A 25,477-nucleotide genomic window follows, 5' to 3' on the forward strand; every position below is an offset into this window, starting at 1 on the left:
GACCCGTGATTTCATGACCAGCCATTCCCATACGCAGGATCGCCGTCCGCTGATGCGCCGGATCGCCCATGCGACGGAACCCTATCTCTACAGCGCGCCGGCGCTCATCCTGATCGTCGTCGTGATGCTGGTGCCGCTGGTTTTGGGAATTTCCTACGCCTTCCGGGACATCCAGCTTCTGAAACCCTTTTCCGGCGGCTTCATCGGGCTCGATCATTTCCGGGACCTCAGTCACGACAAGGCCTTCCTGCGGGCGCTGCAAAACACGCTCTGGTGGACAGGGGCATCGGTATTTCTGCAGTTCTTCTTCGGACTCATCCTGGCGCTTCTGCTCGACAAACCCTTTGCCGGCCGCGGCCTCGTTCAGGCACTCGTATTTCTGCCATGGGCCGTTCCGACATTCCTGACAGGCCTCACCTGGGCCTGGCTCTTCAACCCGGTTATCGGTCCCCTGCCCCACTGGCTCTTTGCACTCGGTATATTGAGCGAACCCAACAACATTCTGTCCGACCCGCATCTGGCGATGTGGGGTCCGATCATCGCCAATGTATGGTGGGGCATTCCCTTCTTCGCGATCACGCTTTTGGCAGCGCTCCAGGCAATCCCGCGCGATCTCTATGAAGCAGCAGCGATCGATGGGGCGAGCCCCACGCAGCGCTTCCTGTCGATCACCGTGCCTTTCCTCGCGCCGACGATTGCCATTACCGTTTTGCTGCGCACCGTCTGGATCGCAAACTTTGCCGATCTAATCGTCGTCATGACCAATGGCGGGCCTGCCGACCGTACGCAGATTGTCGCCAGCTACATATTCACCCAGGCCTTCAAGCGTCTCGATTTTGGCTATGCCTCTGCGGTGGCACTGGTGCTGCTCGGCCTGCTGTTGATCTATTCCATGCTGATCATCGTTTTGCGCCAGACGCTTCTCAACAAGGATTGATGCCATGCGCGCCCGCAAAATCCCCCTCATTCTCGCGCATCGCCTGGCGATCCTCGTCTATATCGTCTTTGCACTCTTCCCCTTGTTCTGGCTGTTGAAAGTGGCCGTAACGCCGAACGACCTGTTGTATTCCGAGGGCGTTCGAATGTGGCCATCGCGCACGACATTCGACCACTTCCGCTTTGTGATCGCCCATAGCGATTTCCCGATCTTCTTTCGCAACAGCGTCATCGTTGCAGGATCGACCGCCTTTATCGTCACGATCCTGGCGTCTCTGTCCGGTTACGCGCTGTCGCGCTTCTCCTTCCGCGCAAAATACTGGATTGTCGCACTGATGCTGATCACGCAGATGTTTCCGCTGGTCATGCTGGTTGCGCCGATCTTCAAACTTCTGTCGCCGCTTGGACTGACCAACAGTCTCACCGGCCTCATCATCGTTTACACGGCCTTCAATGTGCCCTTTGCCACCTTCCTCATGCAGTCCTTCTTCGACGGCATACCCAAGGATCTCGAAGAGGCGGCCATGATTGATGGTGCCACGCAATTCATGGCATTTCGGCAGATCATCCTGCCGCTCACCCTCCCCGGCATAGCCGCCACGCTGGGCTTCGTGTTCACCGCGGCCTGGAGCGAGTTGTTGTTCGCGCTGATGCTCATCTCGGGTTCCGACGCGGCCACCTTCCCTGTCGGTCTTCTCACCTTCGTGTCCAAGTTCTCCGTCGATTTCGGGCAGATGATGGCGGCGGGCGTATTGGCGCTCATTCCAGCCTGCCTCTTCTTCCTGCTCATACAGCGCTACCTCGTGCAGGGCCTGACGGCCGGCGCGGTCAAAGGCTGAAAGGTTTTACAATGGCATCCATCGATATTCAGGGCGTCCGCAAGAATTACGGCAATTTTCCCGTCTTGCACGGCGTCGATCTGACCATTCAGGACGGCGAGTTCATCGTTCTCGTCGGTCCTTCGGGCTGCGGAAAGTCCACACTTCTGCGCATGATCGCCGGCCTCGAAGAGGTGAGCTCCGGAGACATCCGCATCGCCGACAAACGCGTCAACGACCTTCCACCGAAGGATCGCGACATTGCCATGGTGTTTCAGTCCTATGCGCTCTATCCGCATATGACGGTCGCCGACAATATGAGCTACAGCCTGCGACTGCGCAAAAAGGCCAAGGAGACAATCCAGGCTGCAGTCAAAGGTGCAGCAGACAAGCTCGGTCTGGAGCCCTATCTCGCGCGCCGGCCGAAGGCCTTGTCGGGCGGCCAGCGCCAACGTGTCGCCATGGGCCGGGCGATCGTTCGTGAGCCAAAAGCCTTTCTGTTCGACGAGCCGCTGTCCAACCTCGACGCCCGCCTGCGGGAACAGATGCGCGCCGAGATCAAGAAGATGCATGCGGATCTTGGTGCGACATCGATCTATGTGACCCATGACCAGATCGAGGCAATGACACTCGCCGACCGGATCGTCGCCATGCATGGCGGCGTGGTGCAGCAGGTCGGCGCACCGCTCGACCTTTACGATCGTCCAGCCAATCTCTTCGTGGCCAGTTTCATTGGCTCACCGGGCATGAATTTCCTCGAAGGTCGCTACCACGCCACCGCAGATCACGCCGAGATCAAGCTTGCCAATGGCACCCCCATTCCGGTGACACCGCGCAGTGGCCTTGGAAACGGAAGTGTCGCCACTTTGGGCATTCGCCCGGAACATGTGGTGATTGCCGATAAGGGCCGATGGAAGGCTGACGTCGAGCTGGTCGAACCCACCGGCTTTGGCATCATCCTCCACCTCTCGATCCACGGTCAGCGCTTCAAGATCTACACGCTCGATCGTTCCGTTCTCAACCCACAACCGGTCATCCACGTCGATTTTCCAACCGAGCATATCCATATCTTCGATGCCGACGGCAACCGCGTCGATTAGGCTGCCGCAGGCGGCACTATGGAAAGGACTGATCGCGGGGCAGGACAGCCGACAACGGAGCCCTTATGGGCTCCGTGGTCGCGGCCCGAGCGGTCAGGAAGAATACCGGTCAATCGTCAAATTACCCCCCAGGCCCGAAATCGCCCCCTCCCCGTCATCTCGCGAAGCCCCAACTCGCCCACGATGCGCCGCGCCGCCTGCGGTGTGACGTCGAGTGTCTGCACCACCATGCCGGTGGATACCAGCGGCCGCGCCATGACCAGCTCAACCAGCTCCGGCAGTTTCGAGGATGTTCGCCGTCCAATCAATTTGCGCTCCATCATCTGCCGCGCCAGCGCCAGCCGGTCATGTTCTTTAAGACCGATCTCTGCGGACGCCAAAAGACCATGGGCAATGGCAAGCAACCGGGTGTCGCGATCCCGATGACGGCGTTGATTTACAGGAATGGATTTGAGGCCGAGATTGAATGCGGCCAGATGCGCAACCGTCGTCACCCCGGCCTCACGCAGAATTGACGATGCGAGCAAGCGTCCGAGCCAGGGCGCATGCTGCAAAACGGCCAGTTCGTTCCAGGCATCCAGAGCGAGTACAGCCTGCATGGCTGGCGGCAGGTCGTGTAACTGTCGCAAGACACCCAGCCACTCTTCCAGCCGTTCGTCCTCGTCCCAGTCGAGGTCGTAGACCAGCGGATCCTTGTCCCGAACCCGAGCCGGTTTGGGCTTCATCGCCTGTTCGATGGCAGCGTCTGACCGCGCCAGCAGCGCATCGATTGCGGCGAATTCGGCCTCAAAGCCTGTCGCGTCTTGCGTCGCCTCGTCACCCTCCCCCGCTATCCCCTCCGCCTTGGCATCCGGCGCGGCAATCCTGCTCGCCACGGCGCGATCCGCCACCGTCTCCCATGCATGCCCTCGTAAGCTGCGCAGGCCGTCAGCCGACAGGGCCCAGCCCGGCGGCTGTGCAGCAATGCGCCGGCGCGTTTTCAGGATGTCTCGGGCAATCGTGAGTTCATGGGTGGGAGCACGTATGTCGCGGGTGGCATCATGGAGGACGAGGTCCTCCAGATGCACGAGTTCGCCGTCGATCCAAAGCGAGGCGCAGGCGTCGCTAAAATGGGATCGCTCGATCCAGCCCTGACCCACGGCGGAACGGAGGACGCGCTCATCGAGGCGCGACAATGCGACGCCCGCCGCAAATGCGGGGTTCGACAGCGATGCCACAGGCAATTTTGCGAGATCGTAAGACATTGAAATCATGGTAAATGATTTATTAAACGAACTCTATATCAAAATTCATATTCCTTACTGCATATGACTAGAGGTCGGCATTCTCACTAACGATAGTTTGCAGATATCGATAATGATAGATTTAGGCCCTAAGAACGGCTAGGCTGCGCTGGTTATGCTCTTGTCGCCAATTCCAATGCTCTCGAAATCGTCCTGAATGATCAAGCACACAGTCCCAGCAGACGCTCAGATCCATAAACGTGCGGAAGAGCTGGATGCCCTGGACGCCATCCTGCCCTTCGACCGCCGCGACCAGTTGGCGGGACTTCTGACAGATGACGATGTCGCCACGCTGAAACATCTGGCCCATGAAGGCATGGGCGACAATACGCTTCGCGCCCTCGCCTCCGACCTTGCCTATCTCGAAGCCTGGTGTGCCCTGTCCACCGGCACGGCATTGCCCTGGCCCGCACCTGAGACGCTGTTGCTCAAATTTGTGGCGCATCATTTATGGGATACCGACGAAAGGCGGCAGGACAAGGCCCATGGTATGCCGACCGACGTGGAGGCGGGACTGCGCGCCAAGGGCCTGCTCAAATCCGTCGGCCCGCATGCGCCTGCGACGGTGCGCCGGCGATTGACATCATGGTCGATCCTCACCCGTTGGCGCGGGCTGCAAGGTTCGTTCTCCGCGCCGGCAGTGAAGAGCGCCATGCGCCTTGCCGTTCGTGCCACAGGCCGGGCCAGACAGCGCAAAAGCAAGTCTGCGGTTACCGCTGAGGTTCTGGCGGCGCTTCTCGCCACCTGCTCCGAGAATACGCTCGTCGATCTGCGTGACCGTGCGATCCTTTTGACCGCCTTTGCATCCGGTGGTCGCCGGCGGTCGGAGCTTGCCGGTCTGCGTGTCGAGGATCTCATCGAAGAGGAACCGGTGCGCGCAGATCCCAGGGATGAGAACTCCCCTGCCCTCCCCTGTATGACCATCAATCTGGGACGGACCAAGACGACCACCGCCGACGACAACGCCCATGCCTTGATGATTGGCCGCCCGGTCACCGCACTGAAAGCGTGGCTCCGTGAGGCCAGGATCGAGGGCGGTCCCGTGTTTCGCCGGATTGATCGATGGGGCAATCTCGACCGACGCGCGATCACGCCGCAATCGGTCAATCTGATCCTCAAGTCGCGATGCAGGAAGGCGGGCCTGGATGAGACGAGATTTTCCGCCCACGGGCTTCGCTCAGGCTATCTGACGGAGGCGGCCAACCGCGGCATTCCGCTGCAGGAGGCCATGCAGCAATCGCAGCACAAGTCGATGAGCCAGGCCGCTGCCTATTATAACGATCAGGAACGGAAACAGGGCAAGGCCGCCCGCTTGATGATCGAGTGATGGCCGGTCGGAATGTGCGTCAAATCTGACGCGGAGTCGTCTCAGTCACAGAGACTGCTGCATGAATTTCACCTGAAACCGGTTCCGTTCCGGCGAATTATGCAGTAGCGCGTACGCACAACTCAACGCGCCATCCAACAATGACGGCAAAAGCTGAAAATTTCCTCAACAAGACAGGAATTCTGCATGGAAACCACCACAATTGAATCGCGCAGCGATTTTGCCCAATGGGCCATCGAGCGCGCCCGGGCAATTGTTGCCGATCAGGCCGGCGATCTGGCTGTCGCCGCCCGCGATGGCAACGAGGAAGAGATTGCCAAAACCGCCAACGCACTCGGTCAGGCGATATCTGAAGCCTTGATCGAAGTCTTCGACGGATTGCTCCAAGAGGAGTAGGACGCGCCACGCCGCAGAGCCTGCGGCTTGATGTGAAATAGCAGACCGGTCGTCTCTGACCAAGGAGGCTGTTGTCTTAGCCGATGTTGTCGTCCGCCACCCGGTGTTTCTCAGTCTGAGCGCAAATTCATCCTTGCAATTCTGGAGCGTCCCTCCATAAATGCAAGGATGATAAAGCGCCATATTGCCACCGAACTTGCAGAACTCGTCGATACCAACCCCGCTGTTGCCCTTCTCGGGCCGCGACAGGTTGGAAAGACCACGATTGCACTCGAGCTCGCGCAAAACCGTCCTTCGATCTATCTCGATCTGGAATCCGACGCCGACCGGGCCAAGCTGTCCGATCCGGAACTCTACCTTGCCGGACACGCCGACAAGCTGGTGATCCTGGATGAAGTCCACCGTCTGCCGGACCTCTTTCAAAATCTTCGCGGTCTCATCGATCGGGGCCGGCGCGAGGGGCGCAAGACCGGTCGCTATCTGCTGTTGGGTTCCGCCTCTATTGACCTTCTCAAGCAGTCGGGGGAGACGCTTGCCGGTCGCATCGCCTATCTTGAAATGCAACCAATCGATGCTTCCGAAGTCGCGTTGACATCTGTCAACGATCTTTGGGTGCGCGGTGGCTTTCCCGACAGTCTGCTGGCCTCCAGCGACCGCGCCAGCCTGCGCTGGCGGCAGAATTTCATCCGCACCTATCTGGAGCGCGACATCCCGCAGCTTGGACCGCGCATTCCTGCCGAAACCCTGCGGCGCTTCTGGACCATGCTCGCCCATCACCAGGCCGGGCTTTTGAATGCCGCCTCGCTTGCCCGTTCGCTTGGCGTGGATGGCAAGACGGTCGCCGCCTATCTCGATCTTCTGGTCGATCTTCTCCTCGTTCGGCGATTGGAACCCTGGCATGCCAATGCCGGCAAGCGTCTGGTCAAATCGCCCAAGGTCTATGTGCGCGACAGCGGCCTGGCGCACGCTCTGCTGGGCATCGGCTCGCTTGAAGAATTGCTGGCCCATCCGGTCGCCGGATCCAGCTTCGAAGGCTTCGTCATCGAGACACTGGCAGCCGTTGCCCCCCATGGATCCGAATGCCACTTCTATCGCACGGCTGCCGGCGCCGAGATTGATCTTCTCATCACCCTGCCCGGCGGCAAGCTCTGGGCCATCGAGATCAAGCGCTCCTTGTCGCCAAAGGTCGAAAAGGGATTTCACCTCGCCTGCGACGATCTCAAACCGGCGCGCCGCTTCGTCGTTTATCCGGGCAGCGAACGCTATCCCCTCAACACGGAAACCGATGCGCTGTCTTTGACCGCCCTTGCCGAGGATCTCGCGGCTTTGCGGTAAGGTCTGCATGAAGCCGGTCATAGCCCCTTCCCTATTGCCGCTGTCGTTCAAGCGCCTGAAGCATCGGGAAGATGCTGAATGTACCCTTTTGAGCCTTGGTCGTCAGATCGCGCAGATAACCGCCGGGGGACCGGATCGTATCCGCCTTTTCAAGCATGATCGCCACGACGACCGACGCTGCCTGCTCTCCCATCGCGGTCTTCGCCTTTTGCCAGGCATCAGGAGAAACCCCCAGCATCGAGCGGACGAGATCCGCCGTTTTGATCAGATCCGCCCAGCCGGCAATCCCATCCTTGGCATAATCCCCTATTTGCGGGCAGGTTCGCCTGAACCTTGCAAGACTGAGAGCAAGCTTTCGTTCAGGTGCCTGGGTTTCGGGTTTCTCGACTTCGCCCGTGTTGGGGTCATAGCCGCTTATTTCAAATGATGAGTCTGTGTTTGAATTCTGTTGTTGGCGCTCAGAATTGACGTCATTGGCGCTCATTTCTTCTTCTGACAGGGTTTTCAGGTAGGTATCTTCGACCTGCTTGCGCAGGATAAGGAGCTGTTCCCGGCGACGTTCAAGGTCGGCAGGCGGTGCATTGCGTGGCATGGTGATCGCAACAGACCCGAGTTCTGCAGCAAGGCCTTCCCAATCCCCTTCACGGCCCTCCTCCATCGCACACGCGATGATCTTGGCGACATCGCGCCGATGGAGGGTAATTTCGCTTCTGAGGGCTCTTATAGCCTTGTCCTCGGCACGGGCCTTGTCGGCAGCCGCATGGATTTCGCCCGCTCTCAGCGCTAGCGGAGACAGATCGAATCCATAGGCATCTTCCACCTGTCCGTGATCGTCACGCCGGCAGAACCGTTTTCCGTTCGGACTATCGCGGCGAAAGATCAGGCCGGCCTCGACCAATGCCGACAAATGACGGCGGATGGTCGCTGGGGCCATGCCGCGCGAACGCAGCGACAGTTCCCTGTTCGACGGGAAGACAATAATAGGCTGGCTGCCATCGAGCATACGCTCTGTCGTGAAGCTCAATAGAGCTTCCAGCAGGCCGATGGTGCGGTCACCCAGGCCATATTGGCCAGCCGCCTCCGTCAGCGCCCTGATGAGCTGCCATTTGTCTGTCTGGCCACCATCATTGCCGCCGTCGCCAGCGCGCAGTTTCTCCTGCCTGTCAGCCACAGCCTTCTGCCTGGCAAAAAGCCGCGCAGACATACTGCCGCCGCCGAAAGGCGTCGTTGCAAGTCTCTCAATCATGTCACGGTCCCCGGTCTAGGAGACAAGCTGGATCCCGCGACGCTTCATTTCCGGACGCAAATCATCGCTCATCGACACGGATGCGTCGCTGACTCTTGACTTTGATCCTTGGAAGTGATTCTCTCGAATTGCTACATAGAAGAGGGCTTCCGAAATGGTGACGTTTTGGGGGCCTTTTTTCTTGTCTCGACGCTTCCTTTCAAGTGATTGCGATTACCCTGATGCGGTGGCTAGCAGCCTCGCACCTTACGAATCACCGCCTTCGTTCTTCACGAAAGCCGCGTAATCTTCTCCAAGCCGAGCCTTGAGCGTCTCTAAAAACTGCTCCGACACATCGGCTTTGAATTCTATTTTTACCGCCCTGCCCTGCCGGCTCATCCGCGCGAACGATTTCCCGTCCGGGCCTTTGAGATCCTCGGCGACAGCCTTGGCCTGTTTCGATCGGCGTGACAGGCGGTCAAACAAAAGCGTAAAGCGTTCGTCGCTTTGGGCGGATTTGAAGCGTTCCGAATAAACCTCATCGGTCGCCTTCTCGATGCCGGCGCCGGTTGAAAGCAATTCGCCCAGCGCCATCCAGCGGGCACGGCCGGCTTTGGGTGCTGGACCAATCTGTCGGGCAAAGCGGATCGGAACCGCCTCTGCCACCTGCAACAGGCGCGACAGCTCGCTCTTTTGCACAGCCAGGGCATCGCCGATCAGCTTGCGCTCAAAGCCGCGATCCGTCAGCGTTTTGGCAAACAGCGCACGCTCGATAAAACTGAGATTGCGCCGCTCGGCATTTTCCTTGCCCTGGGCAAGCACCAGCTCTTCGTCGCCCAGTTGGCGCACGATCGCCTTGACAGGCACACCCAGACGACGGGCAGCGCGCAAACGGCGATGCCCATAGGCGACCTGAAAACGGTCCTGCGCTTGCGGATGCGGGCGCACCAGGATAGGCACCTGCTGGCCGCTTTCACGAATGCTCTCGATCAAGGTCAGAAAGTCCGGATCGTCGCGCTGCTCTTCGCTCAACCGGTCGCTGACAAAGGAACCGTCGATCTTGTCGGCGTCGAGCGACAGAATACGCTCGCCCTCTTCCATGGCCTGGCGCAGCGCGCGTGCCTCCTCGGCTTCGCGCGCGATCGCCGACAGCGACAGACCCATGGCCTTTACGGCACCGGATGTCGCCCGTGGCGGATCGCTTTTCACAGCTTGCGACGGCACATCCGAATTATCGCCGGATGGCATCGACTTGGTTTCCGGTGCCGGCGGCATCGGTTCGCCGAACAGTGCTTTCAGGGAAGATTTGCGATTGCTCCCGCTCATGATTTGCCACGCCCCCATGCGGAATGAATAAGTTGCTCGATCTCCGCATTGACGGCATCGAGCGATTCCATGGCGCGGTCATAGGTGCCGCGCGAGAAGTTTTCCCGACCGACCTCATACAGCGTCTGCTTGGTCAGACCGGCATCGGAGACTGCGGTCGATTTCACCATGGGTGCGGTCAGCACACGCTCACCAAACAGCGAGCGCAGGAAACCGACGATCTGCGTCTGCGGCCCATCATGCGGTTCAAAACGGGTAATCAGATAGCGCAGGAAGTCGAACTTCAGTTCGCCGCCCGCCTCACGCACGACGCTCAACAGATCAGATGTCATGAACAGAAACTGGCTCATCGAGGCCACATCCAGCATTTGCGGATGCACCGTCACGATCACAGATGTCGAGGCACAGAGCGCTGACAAGGTCAGATAGCCAAGCTGTGGCGGGCAATCGATCACCACCACGTCATAATCATCGGCGACCGATTGCAGCGCCGATTGAACGCGGGTGAAGAACAGGTTCTGCGTCTCGCCCGGCAGCCGTTGCGCCAGGGCACGCGGTGTCGCGTGTTCGAATTCCTGCAGTTCCAGATTGCCCGGCAGAAGATCGAGATTGTGGAAATAGGTCTTGCGGATGATTTCATGCAATGGGCGAACGTCACCATCATAGCGAATGGCACCATAAAGCGTGTCATTGCCCGACAGATCGAGTTCCGGCTGATAACCAAACAGCGCCGAAAGCGATGCCTGCGGGTCGAGATCGACAGCCAGCACCCGATGCCCGGTCATGGCAAGCGATTGCGCCAGATGAACAGCCGAGGTGGTCTTGCCGGATCCGCCCTTGAAGTTGGTGACCGTGATCACCTGCATATGTTCACCGCGCTCGGGATCGCGCCGCTTCACATAGGAACGCGCCTTGGCGTCGTTCCCCTTGGCCAGAGCCTGCTCGGCCAGAAAGTTTCTCAGTGCATCAATATCGGCCAGCGAATAATAGCGCCGCCCACCAGCCCCCACTTCCGGCTGCGGTCCGTCACCTGCCAGCGAGAGCTGACGCAGGTAACCGTCGGATACGCCGATCAGGCGCGCGGCTTCGCCGGAGGTAAAGCTGCGCAAGGTCTTCTGCGACTTCGGCGGAAACAGCCGTTCGCGCATCGCCTTCAACTGGGCAGACAGCGCCTGTGCGTCTTCCGCGATTGTTTCATCAGCCGGGCGCAAACTAAAAACCTCTTCATTGATCTTAACTGAGGACTGATTGGCCATCCTCTCGTCTCCTCGTGTCCCGCCACTGCCGCGTCTCAAGTCTTCATGGCCTCACGCGTTGTGACGGGGTATTTTGCAAAGCCTATGCGATTCCCGCCAGCGTGAATATACGCGTTGGAAGTTCACTTACATCAACCCAACTCATTTACGGCGAACGCAGAGATATCCACCAACAGCCGTTAGACGACGCTGTAGGATCAAGCGAGTCGCGTCAAGTGTTTTCTAGGATCTAATTTCCAGCCGATGCGGCCTATCCAAGGATGATTTTGGCACAATTCGTGTCGATCTGACGGAGAGACTCAGTGGCTCGCCGTTCGGGATTCGAGCTGTTGACAGCTGTCAACTTGTTCGCACCAGCTTATCCCCAGCTAGGAATATCCACGAATGCGCTTGCTGCGTTCGATTTGCGAAAGGCGCAAATATGCGCCGTTCAGGTCTGCAACGAACTCCGCCTTCTCCTGACCCCGTGTGCCGATCCGGCCCCACTGGCGCAGAACCACCGGATGGCCGAACAGGTCAACACTGATACTGAGGCGATAAAACCGGTGCATGTTGCGAGCCGGTTCGATGCGACGAAGATGGATGGTGAATGCTTGATCGATCATCAAGCGATTCTGCGCGGGCAGCTTCAAGCCGTCCAACGACGATTTGGAATCAATCACACCCTACCGATTCACGCCAGTGATGCATGGCGCAATCTTTCGAAGGCAACACCTGTCCTTTTGAAGCGTGCTAGTAACCGGCAACCGGGTCGACGCGAGATTGCAGAGGTTCACCCTGAACATAGGCGTCAAGATTGGACAACAGCCGCTCCAGGAACATCCCGTCCTGGTCGCCGCCGCGCCAGGATATATGCGGACTGATCAGAACATTGGAGTGACCGTAAAGAACATGACCATCCGGCAATGGCTCCGGCGTCGTCACGTCGAGTGTGGCTTCTGCAATCACACCCTCCTCCAGTGCCGCTAGAAGTGCATCCTGATCGACGAGCGCACCGCGCGCAATATTGATCAGATGAAGGCCCGGCTTGGAACGAGACAGGAGCGCGGTATTGACCAGCCCATGGGTCTCATCTGTCAGCGGGGCCGCAATGACGAGATGATCGGCCTTGGCAAACACTTCCTCAGGCGAGGGGCAGGGCGTTACGCCATCCGGCACACGATCCCACGCGCCCCGGCGATTGACGATAACCTTCATGCCGAATGCCAGTGCCCGCGACGTGATCGCCTGACCGATCGAGCCATAGCCGATCAGGCCAATGGTCCGACCGTGAAGACTGCCGATTTCGGGATGGACCCAGTCTGCTTCTTCGCGCGCGCGGGTTTGTTCGATCTTCTTCTCGACCCGCAACATGGCGGCAAACACGAACTCCGCAATCGGAACGGCATTGAGACCGCGACCACAGGTCATCACCGGCCCTGTTTTCAAGCCCGGCGGGTAGACCTCCACCCCGGTCGATGCCACCTGCACCCACTTCAATTTTTCCGCAGCGCGCCAATGGTCAGGCGCTTGCTTCCACTTGGAGAACGACCCTGTGACCAGAATGTCGGCGTCCTCGTCAATCAACCATGGATGATCCGGTTCAGGGGCATTGATGACCCGCGGCCTGCTTGGATGTGCAAGAAGCGCCTCGCCAATCTCAGCGCTCAGATGATTGACGATCACGGGGGGAGGGGACATGAGCATTCCTTGGCAATAGCTGTGCAACAGCGAGGGTCCGAAGCCACAGAACCCGACGCTTCACACGGGTGAGATGACATGAGAGGCACGACCAATCCGATCGCGCAATATACGGCAGGAGAACGGACATTGATCGCCCGCACCGCGATACCATTGGTCGAGAGCAGGATCTTGTCAATCACCGGCGCCCCGCCGACAGTGAAACCGAAGGACAAAGAACAAGAGGCCAGACATGCCGCACGGCCTATCCGAGCCCAGACGATCTCGTCATATGCACCAGCGTCGGCTTGAGAGGGAAGGGGACGTGCGGGAGATCCACGACCGCAGGTCCAATGACATTCCGAACTATATTGTCAACAAGGCCGTGTTCGCCTATTCGGACGGCTTAGTCAGCATGCCGCAAGCGCATGGTCTTGGGGTAGAAGTCGACGAAAACAATGTGATAGAGCGCATCAGGGAAGGCCATCATTGGCGCATCCGATCTGGCACCATGAGGATGGCAGCATTCTCGAAGGGTAAGCGGCAGCAAACAACGGCAGTAGCAATATGACAGACAGCGCATCCACTTCAGAAAACACCGCGCCGGCCTATGTGGCCGTCGATTGGGGCACAACCAGTTTCAGGCTCTGGCTGCTGTCGCCCGCAGGTACGGTTCTCGGCGAACGCCGCAGCCGCGAAGGCATGACCACGGGGGCGGCAGATAACAGCTTTGCAAAGATACTTGCCTCGCATCTGGACGCCCTGAAGGCGCCTGCCGATATTCCCGTGGTGATCTGCGGCATGGCCGGCGCCCGTCAGGGCTGGATGGAGGCGGGCTATATCGATCTGCCGGCCAGTCTTCCTGCCATCTTCGACGGTTCGGTCAAGATCGCCGGCCAAGCCCGCGACATCCGCATTCTGCCAGGGCTTGCACAGCGCAACGCGGACCACCCCGATGTCATGCGCGGAGAAGAAACCCAATTGGTCGGCGCTCTGTCCGGGACGACAGGCGAAACCCAGATCGTCTGCATGCCGGGTACCCATTCGAAATGGGTACAGTTGTCCGGCGACAAGGTGGAACGCTTCTCCACCTTCATGACAGGCGAACTGTTCGATGTCATTTCCACCCATTCCGTGCTGTCGCATTCGATCGCAAACGGCAAAGGGGGCGCAAGCCCCGCTTTCCTCGCCGCCGTCTCAAAAGCGTTTCATGCGCCCGAAAGCCTGACCAATCTTCTCTTTACGGTGCGTTCTGGACAATTGCTGCATGGCGTCGAGGCTGAAGCCTCCAGTGCGGCCCTGTCCGGCTATCTGCTCGGCGCAGAACTCGCCGGCGGCCTCGCACTCGCCCCGGACGCAAGGGACATCTGCCTTGTTGCCACCGGCCCTTTGAAGGAGCTCTATGAGGCAGCCTTCAGCGTGCTTGATATCCGTTGCCAGACCGTGGACGCCGACATTGCCGTTCGTCGCGGCCTCTTCGCCGCAGCACAGCACATTTTCGCGCAGATTTAACAAGGACCAGATTTATGAACCGTATTCCGTTTCCCGAGATGACCTATCCACTGGTCGCCATTCTGCGTGGTTTGAAACCCGAAGAGACCGAAGCCGTTGTCGGCGGGCTGATCGAAACCGGCTTTACCGCCATCGAGATTCCGCTCAACTCTCCCGATCCGTTCAAGTCGATCGAGATTTCCGCCAAGATGGCCCCCGCCAACTGCCTGATCGGCGCCGGCACAGTGCTGACCGTCGAGGATGTCACGACGCTTGATGCCGCCGGCGGAAAGCTGATGGTAAGCCCGAATGTCGAGCCGGAGGTTATCCGCGCCGCCTATGAAAAGGGCATGGTGACCTTGCCGGGCGTCTTCACCGCAACGGAAGCGCTGGCCGCTGCCAAGGCCGGCGCAACGGGTCTCAAATTTTTTCCGGCAAGCGTGCTTGGAGCATCAGGCATCAATGCCATTCGCTCCATCCTCCCCAAGGATCTGCTGATTGCAGCCGTCGGCGGTGTCTCCGACCAGAACTTCGCCGACTACATGAAGGCCGACATCAAGGCTTTCGGTCTCGGCACCAGTCTTTACAAGCCGGGCATGACTTCGGCTGAGGTGAAAGAACGGGCCAAGACGACGATTGCGGCCTACGACGCCGCACGCGGATAGGCGACCGACCAAAAGAGATCGATATCGCTTGCGCTTTAAGCAGGCAAATGAACGGGCGTTGCAAACTCAGCGCCCGTTTTGTCGTTTGTGCGATCCGTCTCCGCTCTTTGAACCACACGGAATGAGCGTGTCCTGCGCCTTTGCACGGAACAAAAGACCGGCTTTGCGGCTTGCTAGGAAAGCACGCCAGGAGACGTGCTGTTTTCAAAGGGATGGAACCGATGTCGAAAGAAAAAACACTGGAAGACCTCTTTCACGATACTCTGAAAGACATTTACTACGCAGAACGTAAAATATTGAAAACGCTTCCTAAAATGAAGCGTGCGGCCGAGTCCGAAGAGCTGAAGTCGGCCTTCGAGAAACATCACGACGAAACCGAAGGTCAGATCGAACGGCTGGTCAAGGTTTTCGAATTGATCGGCAAGGCACCGCGCGGCAAGACCTGCGATGCGATCGAAGGTATCATCGCCGAAGGCGAGGAGATCATCGATGAATTCAAGGGGACCTCTGCGCTGGATGCTGGCCTGATTTCGTCAGCACAGGCTGTCGAGCACTATGAAATGACACGCTACGGCACGTTGAAGCGCTGGGCAACGGAACTGGGCTACAAAGAAGCAGCCGACCTTCTTGGCCAGACACTGGACGAAGAATCCAAGACCGACAGTGCTTTGACCAAGCTTGCCATTGCCTCTGCAAATGCAAGGGCAAAGAAAGCCGCCTGAGACTTATGAGTGGGCCCATGACGGTGACCATGGGCCCACTCGCATTGCGGGCTCATGACGTCCACTTGCTTTGATACCCCCCAATCAAATCAATCTGTGACGGCGCAGACCTTTTACGAGACAGAAGGGGAGGGGAGGGCCTCCCCTGCGACCTCAAAGGTTCACGCCACCCCCGATCCCTTCCGCCCGACCGCCGGCCAAACAAGAGCGGCGTTCCGTCGGCAGCGGTCGCAGCTGCGAAACAACAGCTAATTTAATATTCGCTTAGTTATTGTTCCCTAATGTTGACAGATGCACCTCTCTGTCGTCATCGGCCAACAGGGCGCGACCGACCGGAGAGATGCCACATATCCGCAGATCGGGCGGACCTGCGCCACTGAAGGAGCTTGGACATAACGAGGCTTTCCAGGACAGGTCCATCGCAGAATGAGACAGGGCGAAGGAAGTAGGAAATTCATATGTCTAGCAGGTCATCACCCAAGAGGAACGACCGGACGCTTGGGCTTCCGTTGCAGGAGAGGATTTTCGTCAATTCCTCCCGTCCTTCGGTAAAGGTAATTGGCGATCAGACATTTCTGGACAACGTCTCTGCGGTCCTTCGGCCTCTCAATTACAGTGCAGCCGACGAGGCCAGAAGCAAGACGCCGCACTGCGAGGGATCAACCATTATCGTTATCGACGGGGCGATCCCCGAAGCCCTCAACATATGCGCTCAATTCGTCGACGATTGTCCCAAGATCCTGGTGTCGAACAATACCGATCTGACATTCCGGGTGGAATGCGCACGCGCCAATATCAGCACGATCATTGCGTCACCTGTCGATCCAAACGAGTTGATTCTGTGGCTCGAGCATCTCGGTGGCATGATCGGTCAACAACCGGCCTCCATCCTCCTCGTCGATGACGACCCGCTGTCTTCCGAAGTCTATGCCGAAATGCTGCGCGCCAGCGGCATGACCGTCAAGGTTCAAAACGATCCGCTCAAGATCATAGACACCCTCGACCGCGGTTTTTTCGACATCATCATCATGGATCTTCAGATGCCCAATACCGATGGCATCGAGATTGCCAAGGTCGTTCGCCAGCACCAGAACTATCTTTCCATCCCGATTGTCTTTCTCTCGTCTGAGGAGAACAAGACCATCCAGATGCAGGCCCGTCGCTTCGGCGGCGATGACTTCATCTCCAAGCGCGCTGATTTCGATGCTCTCGTGGCCCTTGTCCAATTGCGGGTGGAACGCGCACGCGTGATGCAAGGGCTGATCGAAAAAGACGGATTGACGGGACTGGTCAATCACAAGCGGTTCAAGGAGCGGGTAAGCTATGAGCAGATCCGTTTCAACCGCAGCAAGCAGCAGTTCTGCATCGTGATGATCGATGTCGATCACTTCAAGAAAGTGAACGACACCTGGGGCCATCCGATCGGCGACAAGGTGTTGTCCATTCTCGCGCGTTCGCTGGTCGGCTGGGTACGCCAGACCGACGTGGTGGGGCGATATGGCGGCGAAGAATTTGCCGTGCTGATGCTGGATACCACGCCTGAAGTCGTCTTCGAGGTGATCAACAATTTCCGCATTCACTTTTCCAAGATCGTCTTCGATGGCGAACCGACACAATTTTCCATGACACTGAGCGCGGGAATTGCCGGCAGTGTCGTGGGTGCGGAGCCGGAAATGGTGTTCGCCGAGGCAGACAAGGCTCTCTACCTGGCAAAAAATTCGGGCCGCAACCGTGTCGAAATCGCCGAGATCGCCGATGTGGAAGCCGCACCCGTGTCCAGACGCAAACGTGGAGCAGTCTGATGCAGCGCCATCATCTCGCAGGCTTATCAGCACCTGCTCAGTCCAGCATTTCCCGCAATCGCGAAGAGAATAATCTCGGTGAAGGCAAAAGACCATGAAAGTAAATTACGAAGCCATCAGCGATGAAATAGACGATATCATCCTCGATGGACGATCCGTCTGTGTGGTCGATGACGACGAGCTGTTCCGCAAGCACCTGGCGATCTCCCTGGGGCAGACCAATCTGCGCATCACGGAGGCTTTCGACAGTGCAAGTCTGATTGCCGTGCTCGAAAAGGAAATGCCGGACTGTATTCTTCTCGACTACAAACTCGACCTGGAAAATGGTTTCCGCATGCATGAACAGCTGCAACAGCGTTTCACCAATCTGGCACCTGTGATCATGATGTCGGCGGATGAATCCCAGCGGACCGCCATCAAGGCCTTCCGTCTTGGCCTTCAAGACTTTCTGCCCAAGCGCAATCTCCACCTGGATCAGGTCACATACGCCATTCGCCGGTCGATCGCCCGGCATGAGATGGTCATCGCGCATCGGCATGAGATCGACATGCTACGCAAGAAGTCCATGTTCGACGACCTGACCGGCTTATACCGGCGCGAAGAACTCGACAACAAACTGGCCACCATCAAGACCGCGGCGGATTTGAAGAATATTCCCTTTGCCATCATTGCCATCCACATGGCCGAACATGAGCAAATAGTGACCCAACTGGGGCCGACATGCAGTGATGAAGTCCTGCGCGTCTTTGCCAACAGACTGCGCCAGACGATACGACAGGAGGATTTTTGCGGGCGCTGGGACGAGGATACATTCTATTACATCGTCAGCCGCAACCAATCCGTTTCTTATCTCAAGGAACGCACGCAGCGCTTCGAGAGCGACCTTTCATTCACGCATTTCCACAAGTCGGCAAAACTTCAGATCACGAGCAGGCTGGCATATGCCGTGTATCCGCAGCATGGCGGGACTCTGGAGGAAATTTCCAGCTATCTGACATCCGAAATTGAACAGCAGAAAGTTCATGCCGGCGAAAGCAAGCCGGAGGATTGGAAGGTGCTTCCGCAGCCCGGCATCGATACGCTGACCGGCGAGGAACGCCGCCGCGCACCGCGCAAAAGGGTTTTCAAATCGGCCGTCATCTCCATGGAAGAATGGTCTTCGCGCATCAGCTGCACGGTGCGCAATATCTCCGACACCGGGGCGCGCCTTCGGATGGAAGGGCCGGTGCCGCTGCCACGGTATTTTTTGCTGCAAGTCTCCGACACAGGACCTTTCAGGAAGGTTCGAAAATGCTGGCACGTCGACAATGAGGTCGGAGTGGAATTCTGCGATCCAGACAGTTGAGCGCGCACTGCGAAGAGGCCCCGAAACCATCAAACCCAGCAAAAGCACCATTAGGCTATCACGAAGGAACGACAGTCGATGACGAGCGAAACGGCATCTAAAATTGCACCAAACCCGTTGCCTGAGGCCGCACGCAACCGCATTGAGCAATTGCGTATTCTCTTCATCGTTCGCTGCAGGGACAATGCCGAGATGATCCGAGCACGACTGGAAGAGAACATCCATCGTGACGACCCCCAGTCCTTCCGCGCGGAAGTGATACCGGTGCTCCATTCCCTCGTTGGAACAGGCGGAATCTTCGGCTATCGCGAGCTAAGCGAAGCCACGGCTGCCACCAAGAGACTGCTGCGCCAGTCGGAAGGTTTCAGCGAAGAGTGGATCCCGGCTCTCAACACAGTCCTCGCGCATCTCGACGCCTTGAGTGAAGATTAAATCGCATTCGCGCAATCCCTTTGAAGCGGCATCGCGGCCCCGGGGGAACCGGGATCCGGTTGATGGCAACCTGTGACGATCGCCCAAAAAGCTGCCCACAAAAGATGAAGACGCAAAGCGCGATCACAAGCATTAATTAATAACTGCCCCCTACTTTAGGTAGATCTTACTTAATGGGGATGGTTGCCAAAGCGGACCAGGTTGATTTCATGGATATCAAATCACTCGGCGTCTATCTGGCCAAGGTGCTCATCGTCGCGACATGCTATGCGGTTTCCGGACGTCTGGGCTTGTACCTGGCTGTCCCACCCGGTTATGCGACGGTGATCTGGCCGCCTTCCGGCATCGCGATCGGGGCGCTGTTTATCCTCGGCGCGAGCGTTTGGCCCGGTGTCCTGCTCGGCTCATTCCTGGTCAATTGTTATATCGCCGGCGCCTACTCGCCGGATGCCGGGCTCGACAGCATCAAGATGGCCGTCGCGTTCACCATTGCGTTGGGCTCCACATGGCAGGCGTTGGTCGCCCATCTGCTCGTGCGCCGGTTCAGCGGACTGCCGATTCAGATCAATAGCCTGAAGGACGTGCTTCGGCTGGTGGTCATGACGGGACCTTTGCCCTGCCTGATCGCCGCAAGTGTCGGTGTCTGCTCGCTCTATATGGCGGGTGTGGTGAGCGGAGAGGCATTTTTCCAGAACTGGCTGACGTGGTGGACCGGAGACCTGTTTGGTGTTCTGGTCTTTTTGCCCCTTATCTTGCTGGCACCCGGCCCACAACGGGTTTCATGGCGCGGAAGGACACTCGGCAATCTTCCAATCTCATCCCTTCTGGTCCTGCTCATTCCGTTGGTCCTGACATTCTACGCCTGGAAAGTGTCCACCGAATCGGCGTTCGAAAAAGGACAAATCCAGTTCCACTCCCTGACAGTGGAGACCAAGAAAGCCCTGTTCGACCGCCTGACCTCCTATGACAACGCACTGGTGAGCGGCACCGCCTATTTTCAAGGCAGCCAGAATGTCACGCGATCCGAATGGCGCCAGTATGTCAACGTCCTCAACCTCCACAAAAGTTTTCCCGGCATCAACGGCATAGGCTGGATTGCTCCGCACACCACTGAAAGCCTGCCGGCATTTGTCCGGGAGATGCGGTCCGGCGGCGCCCAGAAATTCAATGTTCACCCAGAGACAGACGCCGACGTTCATTATGTGATCTCTTACATCGAGCCCGAACAGGCCAACCTGCAGGCGATTGGCCTCGATATCGCCTTTGAAACGAACCGCAAAGCTGCTGCCGATCTGGCCCGCGACAGCGGCCAGTCCGCCATGACAAAGCGCATTGTCCTGGTGCAAGACAATGCCAAAACGCCCGGTTTCCTGTTACTCCACCCGATGTACAGATCTGGCGCACCAAAGGCGACGGAGTTGCAACGGCGAGGGGCGTTCCAAGGCTGGATCTACGCACCTTTCGTTGCCAAGAATTTCATGAAGAACCTGACGGGAAGTCAGGCGAACACGGTTCGCCTGCGCGTCTACGACGGTACCACGCAGGATGAAGCGGCACTGATTTACGACAGCGGGCCAGACAGAGGGGATGACAGCAACCCTGTTTTCTCCAAGGTCGAGCAGATCGAGGTGATGCAGCAGAACTGGTACGTGTTGATGGAGAGCACGCTACCGTTTGAATACAATGCCAAGAGTGACAATCCGCTGATTATTCTGGTTTCAGGGATTCTCTTCACTATTCTCTTCGGCCTGTTTCTCTTCTTCACAACGCTGCGCGACAATGATGCCGTCGAGGCAATCGATGGAAAGAAGGCATTTCTTTTGCCATCAGCGGTATTCATCATCCTGATAACCGGCTCCGTTTCGCTCTATAATAGCCTGGAGACAAAGGAGCAGACCTACATCAAGACGCTGATCAGCAGCGAAACCACCAAGATGGAGCTTTTGCTGAAGTTCCAGACCGAAGCCAAATTGCAGGCACTCGACCGTATGGCGTCTCGCTGGGAGCTGGCAGGGGGAACCCCCCTGCATATCTGGCGCGGTGACGCACGCAACTACATCTCGGAGATGGTCGGCCTCGAAGCCCTCGAGTTACGGACTCGCGATTACAATGTGATCACCAGAGAACGCCTTGCATCCTCAAACTACGAATATTCGGATGATCACATTGCGTGGACCATCCCCCCGGAAGAACTGGACAATATGGCAAGGACAGGATTGCAGGTTGCAAGCGCGCCTTTTGCGCTGTCGAACCGCGATCCCGCCTTTGAGATTCGCACACCCTTGAAGATCGACGGAACTGTTGATGGATATCTGGTGTCTCTCTTTTCCGTCGAGGGCTTTTTTGGAGGGGCAATTTCTGCAGACGCCAGCGCGCATTATCAATTCGAAGTGAACTTCGAAACCACATCCGTCTACACATTCGGCAGTGTCGATGACGAAGCAGCACTCGACTGGACGATCAAGACGCCGATCAGGCTCTACGACAAGAACTGGAATATCAGCATTTCGCCAACGAAGGCATTTCTGGCCTCGCAGCGTACACCGCTGCCGGACCTGGTGTTGATCGCAGGTCTGGTCATTGCCATGCTGTCTGCAATCGTTGCTCATGCAAGCGTCAATTCTCGACTGAAGACACGCTATCTGGAGAAATCCAACCGTCGCATCAAACGGGAATCGACCCATAATTCCACGGTGATGAATACGGTGCTGGACGGCCTGCTGACTGTAAGCGCAACCGGCACCATCGAGACGATAAATTCTGCCGGCCTGCGCATGTTCGGTTACGCGCTGAATGAGTTGATCGGCAGGGACTTCCAGGTCCTCATCCATGCCCCTGACAACGATAGCGAAGAAATTGGCTACTTCGGCAAAAGCGGCGGAGCGAGTGAGATTGCAAGCGAACGCCAGTTCACCGGACGTCGAAAGGACGGCAGCATTTTTCCCATGGATCTGTCGGTCAACGAAATGGTCCTCGACGGCACCTGCAGCTTCGTCGCGACCATCCGCGACACCAGCCAAGCCGTCGCGGCGGAGCGGGCCCTTCGCGAATCCAACATGATGAAATCTGCTGTCTTAAAGAGTACAGCCTATATGATCGTCGCCACGGACCTTCAGGGGCGCGTGATACTCTACAATGATGCCGCCGAACAAAATCTCGGCTACTCCGCAGCCGAAGTGATTGGCAAGGCCACGCCAGCCCTGTGGCGGGATCCTGAGGAACTGCGCCTGCGCAATGCGGAACTTGACAAAGAACTTGGAACTGTCGGAGCCGCAGGTTTCTCAACCCTTGTCAGAAAGGTCGATCTATTCGGTATCGATGAATATGAGTGCACGACAATCCGAAAGGATGGCACGCGTTTTCCCACCGCCGTGACCGTCACGTCCATGCACGATGAGAAAAATGGCGTCAAAGGCTATCTCGGTGTCATGGTCGACCTTACCAAGCGCAAGGAAGTCGATCGTCTGAAGAACGAATTCGTATCGATCATCAGCCACGAATTGCGAACGCCATTAACCTCCATTCGCGGCTCGCTCGGTCTGGTTGTGGGCACGATGTCGAAGGATCTGCCCGACAAGGCAATGCGTTTGCTCGATATAGCCCACAAGAATTGCGAGCGACTGACTGTTCTGATCAACGATATTCTCGACATCGACAAGATCGCATCCGGCAAGATGCGCTTCGACATGAAGAAAGAAAATCTTCTTGGCATGTTGGAAAATGCCGTCGAAGTGAACCAGCCTTACGCTGAAAAATACGGCGTCGATATCAGGCTTTCACCGGTCGACGAAAGACTGGAGATCAAGGTCGATGCAGAGCGGTTTGCACAGGTCCTCGCCAATCTTTTATCGAATGCGGCGAAGTTCTCCGACCAGAGCGATTATGTCACTCTCGATGCTGGCTTGAATGGCGACCGTATCCGCATCACGGTCGAAGACAAGGGACAGGGTATTCCGCAGGAATTCCAGTCGCAAATCTTCGGCAAGTTTCTGCAAAGCGATTCTTCCTCAACCCGGGTGAAGGGCGGAAGCGGGCTCGGCTTGCACATCACCAAGCAGATCGTCGAGAAGATGGGCGGGGAGATTGGTTTCACCACGGAAGAGGGAAAGGGAACGCGTTTCTGGGTTGAGTTCGCAATGGCAGTCGAAACGCCTGACACGGCGCCGGACATGATCCTGGAGGCACAGGGATCGTACGACAGCGATACCCGCGCGATACCGACGGTCCTTCACGTCGAAGATGACGACGACCTTAGACGAATGCTGGCGCTTTCGCTGCAGGGCCAGGTGCAGATGGTGCCAGTCGGCAGCCTCAAGGCCGCTCAAGTGCTCCTGAGCCAGCAGCGCTTCGACATGATGGTTCTCGATATCGGCATGCCGGACGGCTCCGGCCTAGAACTCCTGGAACTGAAAGACTGGATGGACATACCCGAGATGCCGATCATGCTCCTGACCGCGAATGAGGTGCCGGAGGACGTTCGGCGTCGGGTGGCTGCCGTGGTGACGAAGTCTCGCGTGTCGGAAGCGCGAATTGTCGAGACAATACTGTCAATACTGTCGGCAAAATCGAAGACCAAGTTCGCAGGCGAAGCACCAATCCGCACGACCCGATCTCCGGAATTCACCTGACACATCGGCACGTGTTTCGGATCGCGAAATTATCGAGGGCTATCATGACTGAACTGACGAAGATCCTCTATGTGGATGATGAGGACGACATCCGCGAAGTCGCCGAAATCGCGCTCGAACTCAACGAGGGTGTGGCCGTGAAGCTGGGGGCATCCGGGCATGAAGCCTTGAAAATCGCGGCCGATTGGCAACCGGATCTGATCCTGCTGGATGTGATGATGCCGGGCATGGATGGCCCCACGACGCTTCAAAACCTGCGGCAACTGCCCACCTGCGTCGATATTCCGGTGATTTTCATCACCGCCCGCACACAGCCCTCGGATATGGATCATTTCATGCAATTGGGGGCTGCCGGAGTGATCTCGAAGCCCTTCGACCCCATGGCGCTCGCCAGTCAGGCGATGGCAATTCTGGCCCGCGTTTCCACGCCTGCGAGCTAGGCAGAATTTGAAGTAGGGTGGGGAAGGGATCGTATCGTCGGCGGCGCGGCCAGTATTGCCGATCCTTCTGACCCGCCTTTGCCGCATAGCGACCGACGGCCATCCGGCCCTCGCGCCCAATATATTTTCAGCCGGTTCAGACCGGCGATCATCGCGTCGATATTTTTAAGACCTTCGGCCGTGCCGTTCTGGCGCACTGCGACGCACTGCTTGGCGCGGAGTGCAAATTGAGGCGCCGTAGGAGGCTCAGGCGCTTTGGCGCGGCACCAGCTTTCCCTGAAACAGACGGTCGAAATCGCGGTCCTCGGAACTGCCGAGCACTTCCACCAGGTATTCCACCATTTCGGTGAGCGGTTGACGGTAGGTCGTCAGGCGATAGTTGACGCTTTCGGCTTGGGGAACATCGTCGAAACCCGTGACGGCGATATCGTCAGGCACGCGCAGGCCGAGCTTGTGTCGGATGACATCGATGGCGCCGATCGCAAGCGCGTCGTTTTCGCAGACAATGATATCCGGCAGTGCTTCTGGAGCGCGACCGACCAGCGTTTCGCTGACAATATCGGCGGCCAGTGCCGGATCATAAGCCGAAACGCTGACCGTGATAGGCTCTACGCCGAAATGCTCCCGCCAATAATCGATGAAGGTTTCCTGGCGCAGAAGATGGGCGGAATAGGTGCGCGGTCCGGCAAGAAACATCGGCCTGCGATAGCCGCGGCCATGCACATAATTGGCCACTTCCTTCATCGCATGGATGTCGTCCACGGCGATTGAAATGGTGTTCGGATTGCGTGACGTCCGCGCGAAAATGATCAGTTTGCGGAAGCGTCGGGCATGAAGTGCCGTTTCCAGCACTTCATCGTCGAACTGGATACCGATGAGGATCACCGCATCGACCCGTCTCTGGCTGGCGTTCAGCAGCGCGTGGCTGGCGTCGTCCCTGTCGAGCGTATTGACCAGCAGGATATCCCATCCCTCACGCCGCAGAATACGGGTAAGGCGTTCCATCATGATCAGCTTGTGCGGATTGGCGAAGTCGTCGATCAGCAGCGCCACCAGATGCGAGCGGTCCGAGGCAAGGCTCGCGGCCCTGAGATCGGGCACATAGCCCAGGCTTTCGGCTGCCGCCATGACCTTCTTCAGGCTTTTCGGCGAAATCGATGCTTCCTTGCGGAAGGCCCGATTGACCGTCCAGCGCGACACGCCGGCGGCAAGCGCCACATCATCGGCGGTGACATGGGCAGTAAAGCCGGGTTGTTTCTTGTCTGGCATACCTGTCTCCCGCTCTCCATGT

The 25,477-nt window shown here is 57.8% G+C and carries 22 protein-coding genes; 15 read left to right on the forward strand and 7 right to left on the reverse strand.

Annotation, left to right across the window (positions count from 1 at the left end; genetic code table 11):
- The first annotated feature begins 13 nt into the window (after positions 1 to 13).
- From ACWPM9_RS22565 to ACWPM9_RS22575, 3 genes are read left to right on the forward strand one after another with little or no spacing between them, the layout of a single operon-like run.
- Positions 14 to 937 (forward strand): carbohydrate ABC transporter permease, encoded by a 924-nt coding sequence (locus ACWPM9_RS22565; RefSeq protein WP_428189018.1) that lies wholly within the window; start codon positions 14 to 16, stop codon positions 935 to 937.
- 4 nt (positions 938 to 941) lie between these two features.
- Positions 942 to 1,775, forward strand: coding sequence for a carbohydrate ABC transporter permease (locus ACWPM9_RS22570; protein ID WP_428189017.1), 834 nt, complete (start codon positions 942 to 944; stop codon positions 1,773 to 1,775).
- An 11-nt stretch (positions 1,776 to 1,786) separates the two neighbouring features.
- Positions 1,787 to 2,854 carry an ABC transporter ATP-binding protein gene (locus tag ACWPM9_RS22575; RefSeq protein ID WP_484758075.1) on the forward strand — a complete coding sequence of 356 codons (1,068 nt, stop codon included), beginning with the start codon at positions 1,787 to 1,789 and terminating at the stop codon, positions 2,852 to 2,854.
- A gap of 116 nt (positions 2,855 to 2,970) precedes the next feature.
- On the opposite strand, the gene ACWPM9_RS22580 is transcribed toward ACWPM9_RS22575, so the two are convergent.
- Positions 2,971 to 4,107, reverse strand: a complete 1,137-nt coding sequence (locus ACWPM9_RS22580) for an RHE_PE00001 family protein (protein ID WP_484758076.1) — start codon at positions 4,105 to 4,107, stop codon at positions 2,971 to 2,973.
- A gap of 187 nt (positions 4,108 to 4,294) precedes the next feature.
- On the opposite strand from ACWPM9_RS22580, the gene ACWPM9_RS22585 reads away from it, so the two are divergent.
- From ACWPM9_RS22585 to ACWPM9_RS22595, 3 genes are all read left to right on the forward strand, one after another.
- A complete protein-coding gene (locus ACWPM9_RS22585; protein ID WP_484758077.1) occupies positions 4,295 to 5,464 on the forward strand; it encodes a site-specific integrase in 1,170 nt (389 codons plus the stop codon).
- Between the two features lie 186 nt (positions 5,465 to 5,650).
- A complete protein-coding gene (locus ACWPM9_RS22590) occupies positions 5,651 to 5,860 on the forward strand; it encodes a hypothetical protein (protein ID WP_428189013.1) in 210 nt (69 codons plus the stop codon).
- 168 nt (positions 5,861 to 6,028) lie between these two features.
- On the forward strand, positions 6,029 to 7,195 hold the full coding sequence (locus tag ACWPM9_RS22595) for an ATP-binding protein (RefSeq protein ID WP_484758078.1): 1,167 nt from the start codon (positions 6,029 to 6,031) through the stop codon (positions 7,193 to 7,195).
- Positions 7,196 to 7,226: 31 nt separating this feature from the next.
- Here the strand turns inward: ACWPM9_RS22595 and repC are convergent, their stop codons facing one another.
- The 5 genes from repC to ACWPM9_RS22620 all read right to left on the reverse strand — a co-directional run bounded on the left by repC (position 7,227) and on the right by ACWPM9_RS22620 (position 12,682).
- Positions 7,227 to 8,441 carry a plasmid replication protein RepC gene (repC, locus tag ACWPM9_RS22600; RefSeq protein ID WP_484758079.1) on the reverse strand — a complete coding sequence of 405 codons (1,215 nt, stop codon included), beginning with the start codon at positions 8,439 to 8,441 and terminating at the stop codon, positions 7,227 to 7,229.
- Between the two features lie 246 nt (positions 8,442 to 8,687).
- Entirely contained in the window at positions 8,688 to 9,746 is a 1,059-nt protein-coding gene (gene repB / locus ACWPM9_RS22605) for a plasmid partitioning protein RepB (RefSeq protein ID WP_428189010.1), read from the reverse strand.
- On the reverse strand, positions 9,743 to 11,002 hold the full coding sequence (repA, locus tag ACWPM9_RS22610) for a plasmid partitioning protein RepA (protein ID WP_428189009.1): 1,260 nt from the start codon (positions 11,000 to 11,002) through the stop codon (positions 9,743 to 9,745). The genes repB and repA overlap by 4 nt, the downstream gene beginning before the upstream one ends.
- A gap of 368 nt (positions 11,003 to 11,370) precedes the next feature.
- The gene (locus ACWPM9_RS22615; RefSeq protein ID WP_484758080.1) at positions 11,371 to 11,607 is read right to left on the reverse strand and encodes a WGR domain-containing protein; all 237 of its coding nucleotides are present in this window, start codon (positions 11,605 to 11,607) and stop codon (positions 11,371 to 11,373) included.
- A gap of 127 nt (positions 11,608 to 11,734) precedes the next feature.
- Positions 11,735 to 12,682 (reverse strand): NAD(P)-dependent oxidoreductase, encoded by a 948-nt coding sequence (locus ACWPM9_RS22620; protein WP_484758081.1) that lies wholly within the window; start codon positions 12,680 to 12,682, stop codon positions 11,735 to 11,737.
- A 304-nt stretch (positions 12,683 to 12,986) separates the two neighbouring features.
- Here ACWPM9_RS22620 and ACWPM9_RS22625 point away from each other — a divergent pair, with 304 nt between their 5' ends.
- From ACWPM9_RS22625 to ACWPM9_RS22665, 9 genes are all read left to right on the forward strand, one after another.
- Positions 12,987 to 13,232 (forward strand): hypothetical protein, encoded by a 246-nt coding sequence (locus ACWPM9_RS22625; protein WP_428188835.1) that lies wholly within the window; start codon positions 12,987 to 12,989, stop codon positions 13,230 to 13,232.
- Entirely contained in the window at positions 13,229 to 14,173 is a 945-nt protein-coding gene (locus ACWPM9_RS22630) for a 2-dehydro-3-deoxygalactonokinase (protein WP_484758082.1), read from the forward strand. Before ACWPM9_RS22625 ends, ACWPM9_RS22630 begins: the two co-directional genes overlap by 4 nt.
- A gap of 14 nt (positions 14,174 to 14,187) precedes the next feature.
- Positions 14,188 to 14,817: a 2-dehydro-3-deoxy-6-phosphogalactonate aldolase gene (locus ACWPM9_RS22635; protein ID WP_484758083.1), complete on the forward strand. Its 630-nt coding sequence runs from the start codon at positions 14,188 to 14,190 to the stop codon at positions 14,815 to 14,817.
- A gap of 221 nt (positions 14,818 to 15,038) precedes the next feature.
- The gene (locus ACWPM9_RS22640) at positions 15,039 to 15,539 is read left to right on the forward strand and encodes a YciE/YciF ferroxidase family protein (protein WP_428188832.1); all 501 of its coding nucleotides are present in this window, start codon (positions 15,039 to 15,041) and stop codon (positions 15,537 to 15,539) included.
- 458 nt (positions 15,540 to 15,997) lie between these two features.
- Positions 15,998 to 17,341: a GGDEF domain-containing response regulator gene (locus ACWPM9_RS22645; protein WP_484758084.1), complete on the forward strand. Its 1,344-nt coding sequence runs from the start codon at positions 15,998 to 16,000 to the stop codon at positions 17,339 to 17,341.
- A gap of 94 nt (positions 17,342 to 17,435) precedes the next feature.
- Complete coding sequence (locus ACWPM9_RS22650; protein ID WP_484758085.1) at positions 17,436 to 18,686, forward strand: diguanylate cyclase domain-containing protein; 1,251 nt, start codon at positions 17,436 to 17,438, stop codon at positions 18,684 to 18,686.
- 78 nt (positions 18,687 to 18,764) lie between these two features.
- The gene (locus tag ACWPM9_RS22655) at positions 18,765 to 19,118 is read left to right on the forward strand and encodes an Hpt domain-containing protein (RefSeq protein ID WP_484758086.1); all 354 of its coding nucleotides are present in this window, start codon (positions 18,765 to 18,767) and stop codon (positions 19,116 to 19,118) included.
- Between the two features lie 209 nt (positions 19,119 to 19,327).
- Positions 19,328 to 23,746, forward strand: coding sequence for a CHASE domain-containing protein (locus ACWPM9_RS22660; protein WP_484758087.1), 4,419 nt, complete (start codon positions 19,328 to 19,330; stop codon positions 23,744 to 23,746).
- Positions 23,747 to 23,790: 44 nt separating this feature from the next.
- Complete coding sequence (locus ACWPM9_RS22665) at positions 23,791 to 24,186, forward strand: response regulator (protein WP_484758088.1); 396 nt, start codon at positions 23,791 to 23,793, stop codon at positions 24,184 to 24,186.
- A gap of 246 nt (positions 24,187 to 24,432) precedes the next feature.
- Here the strand turns inward: ACWPM9_RS22665 and ACWPM9_RS22670 are convergent, their stop codons facing one another.
- Positions 24,433 to 25,455, reverse strand: coding sequence for a LacI family DNA-binding transcriptional regulator (locus ACWPM9_RS22670; RefSeq protein ID WP_484758089.1), 1,023 nt, complete (start codon positions 25,453 to 25,455; stop codon positions 24,433 to 24,435).
- Between the last annotated feature and the right edge of the window lie 22 nt (positions 25,456 to 25,477).

The sequence above is a fragment of the Agrobacterium sp. H141 genome (assembly GCF_057158725.1).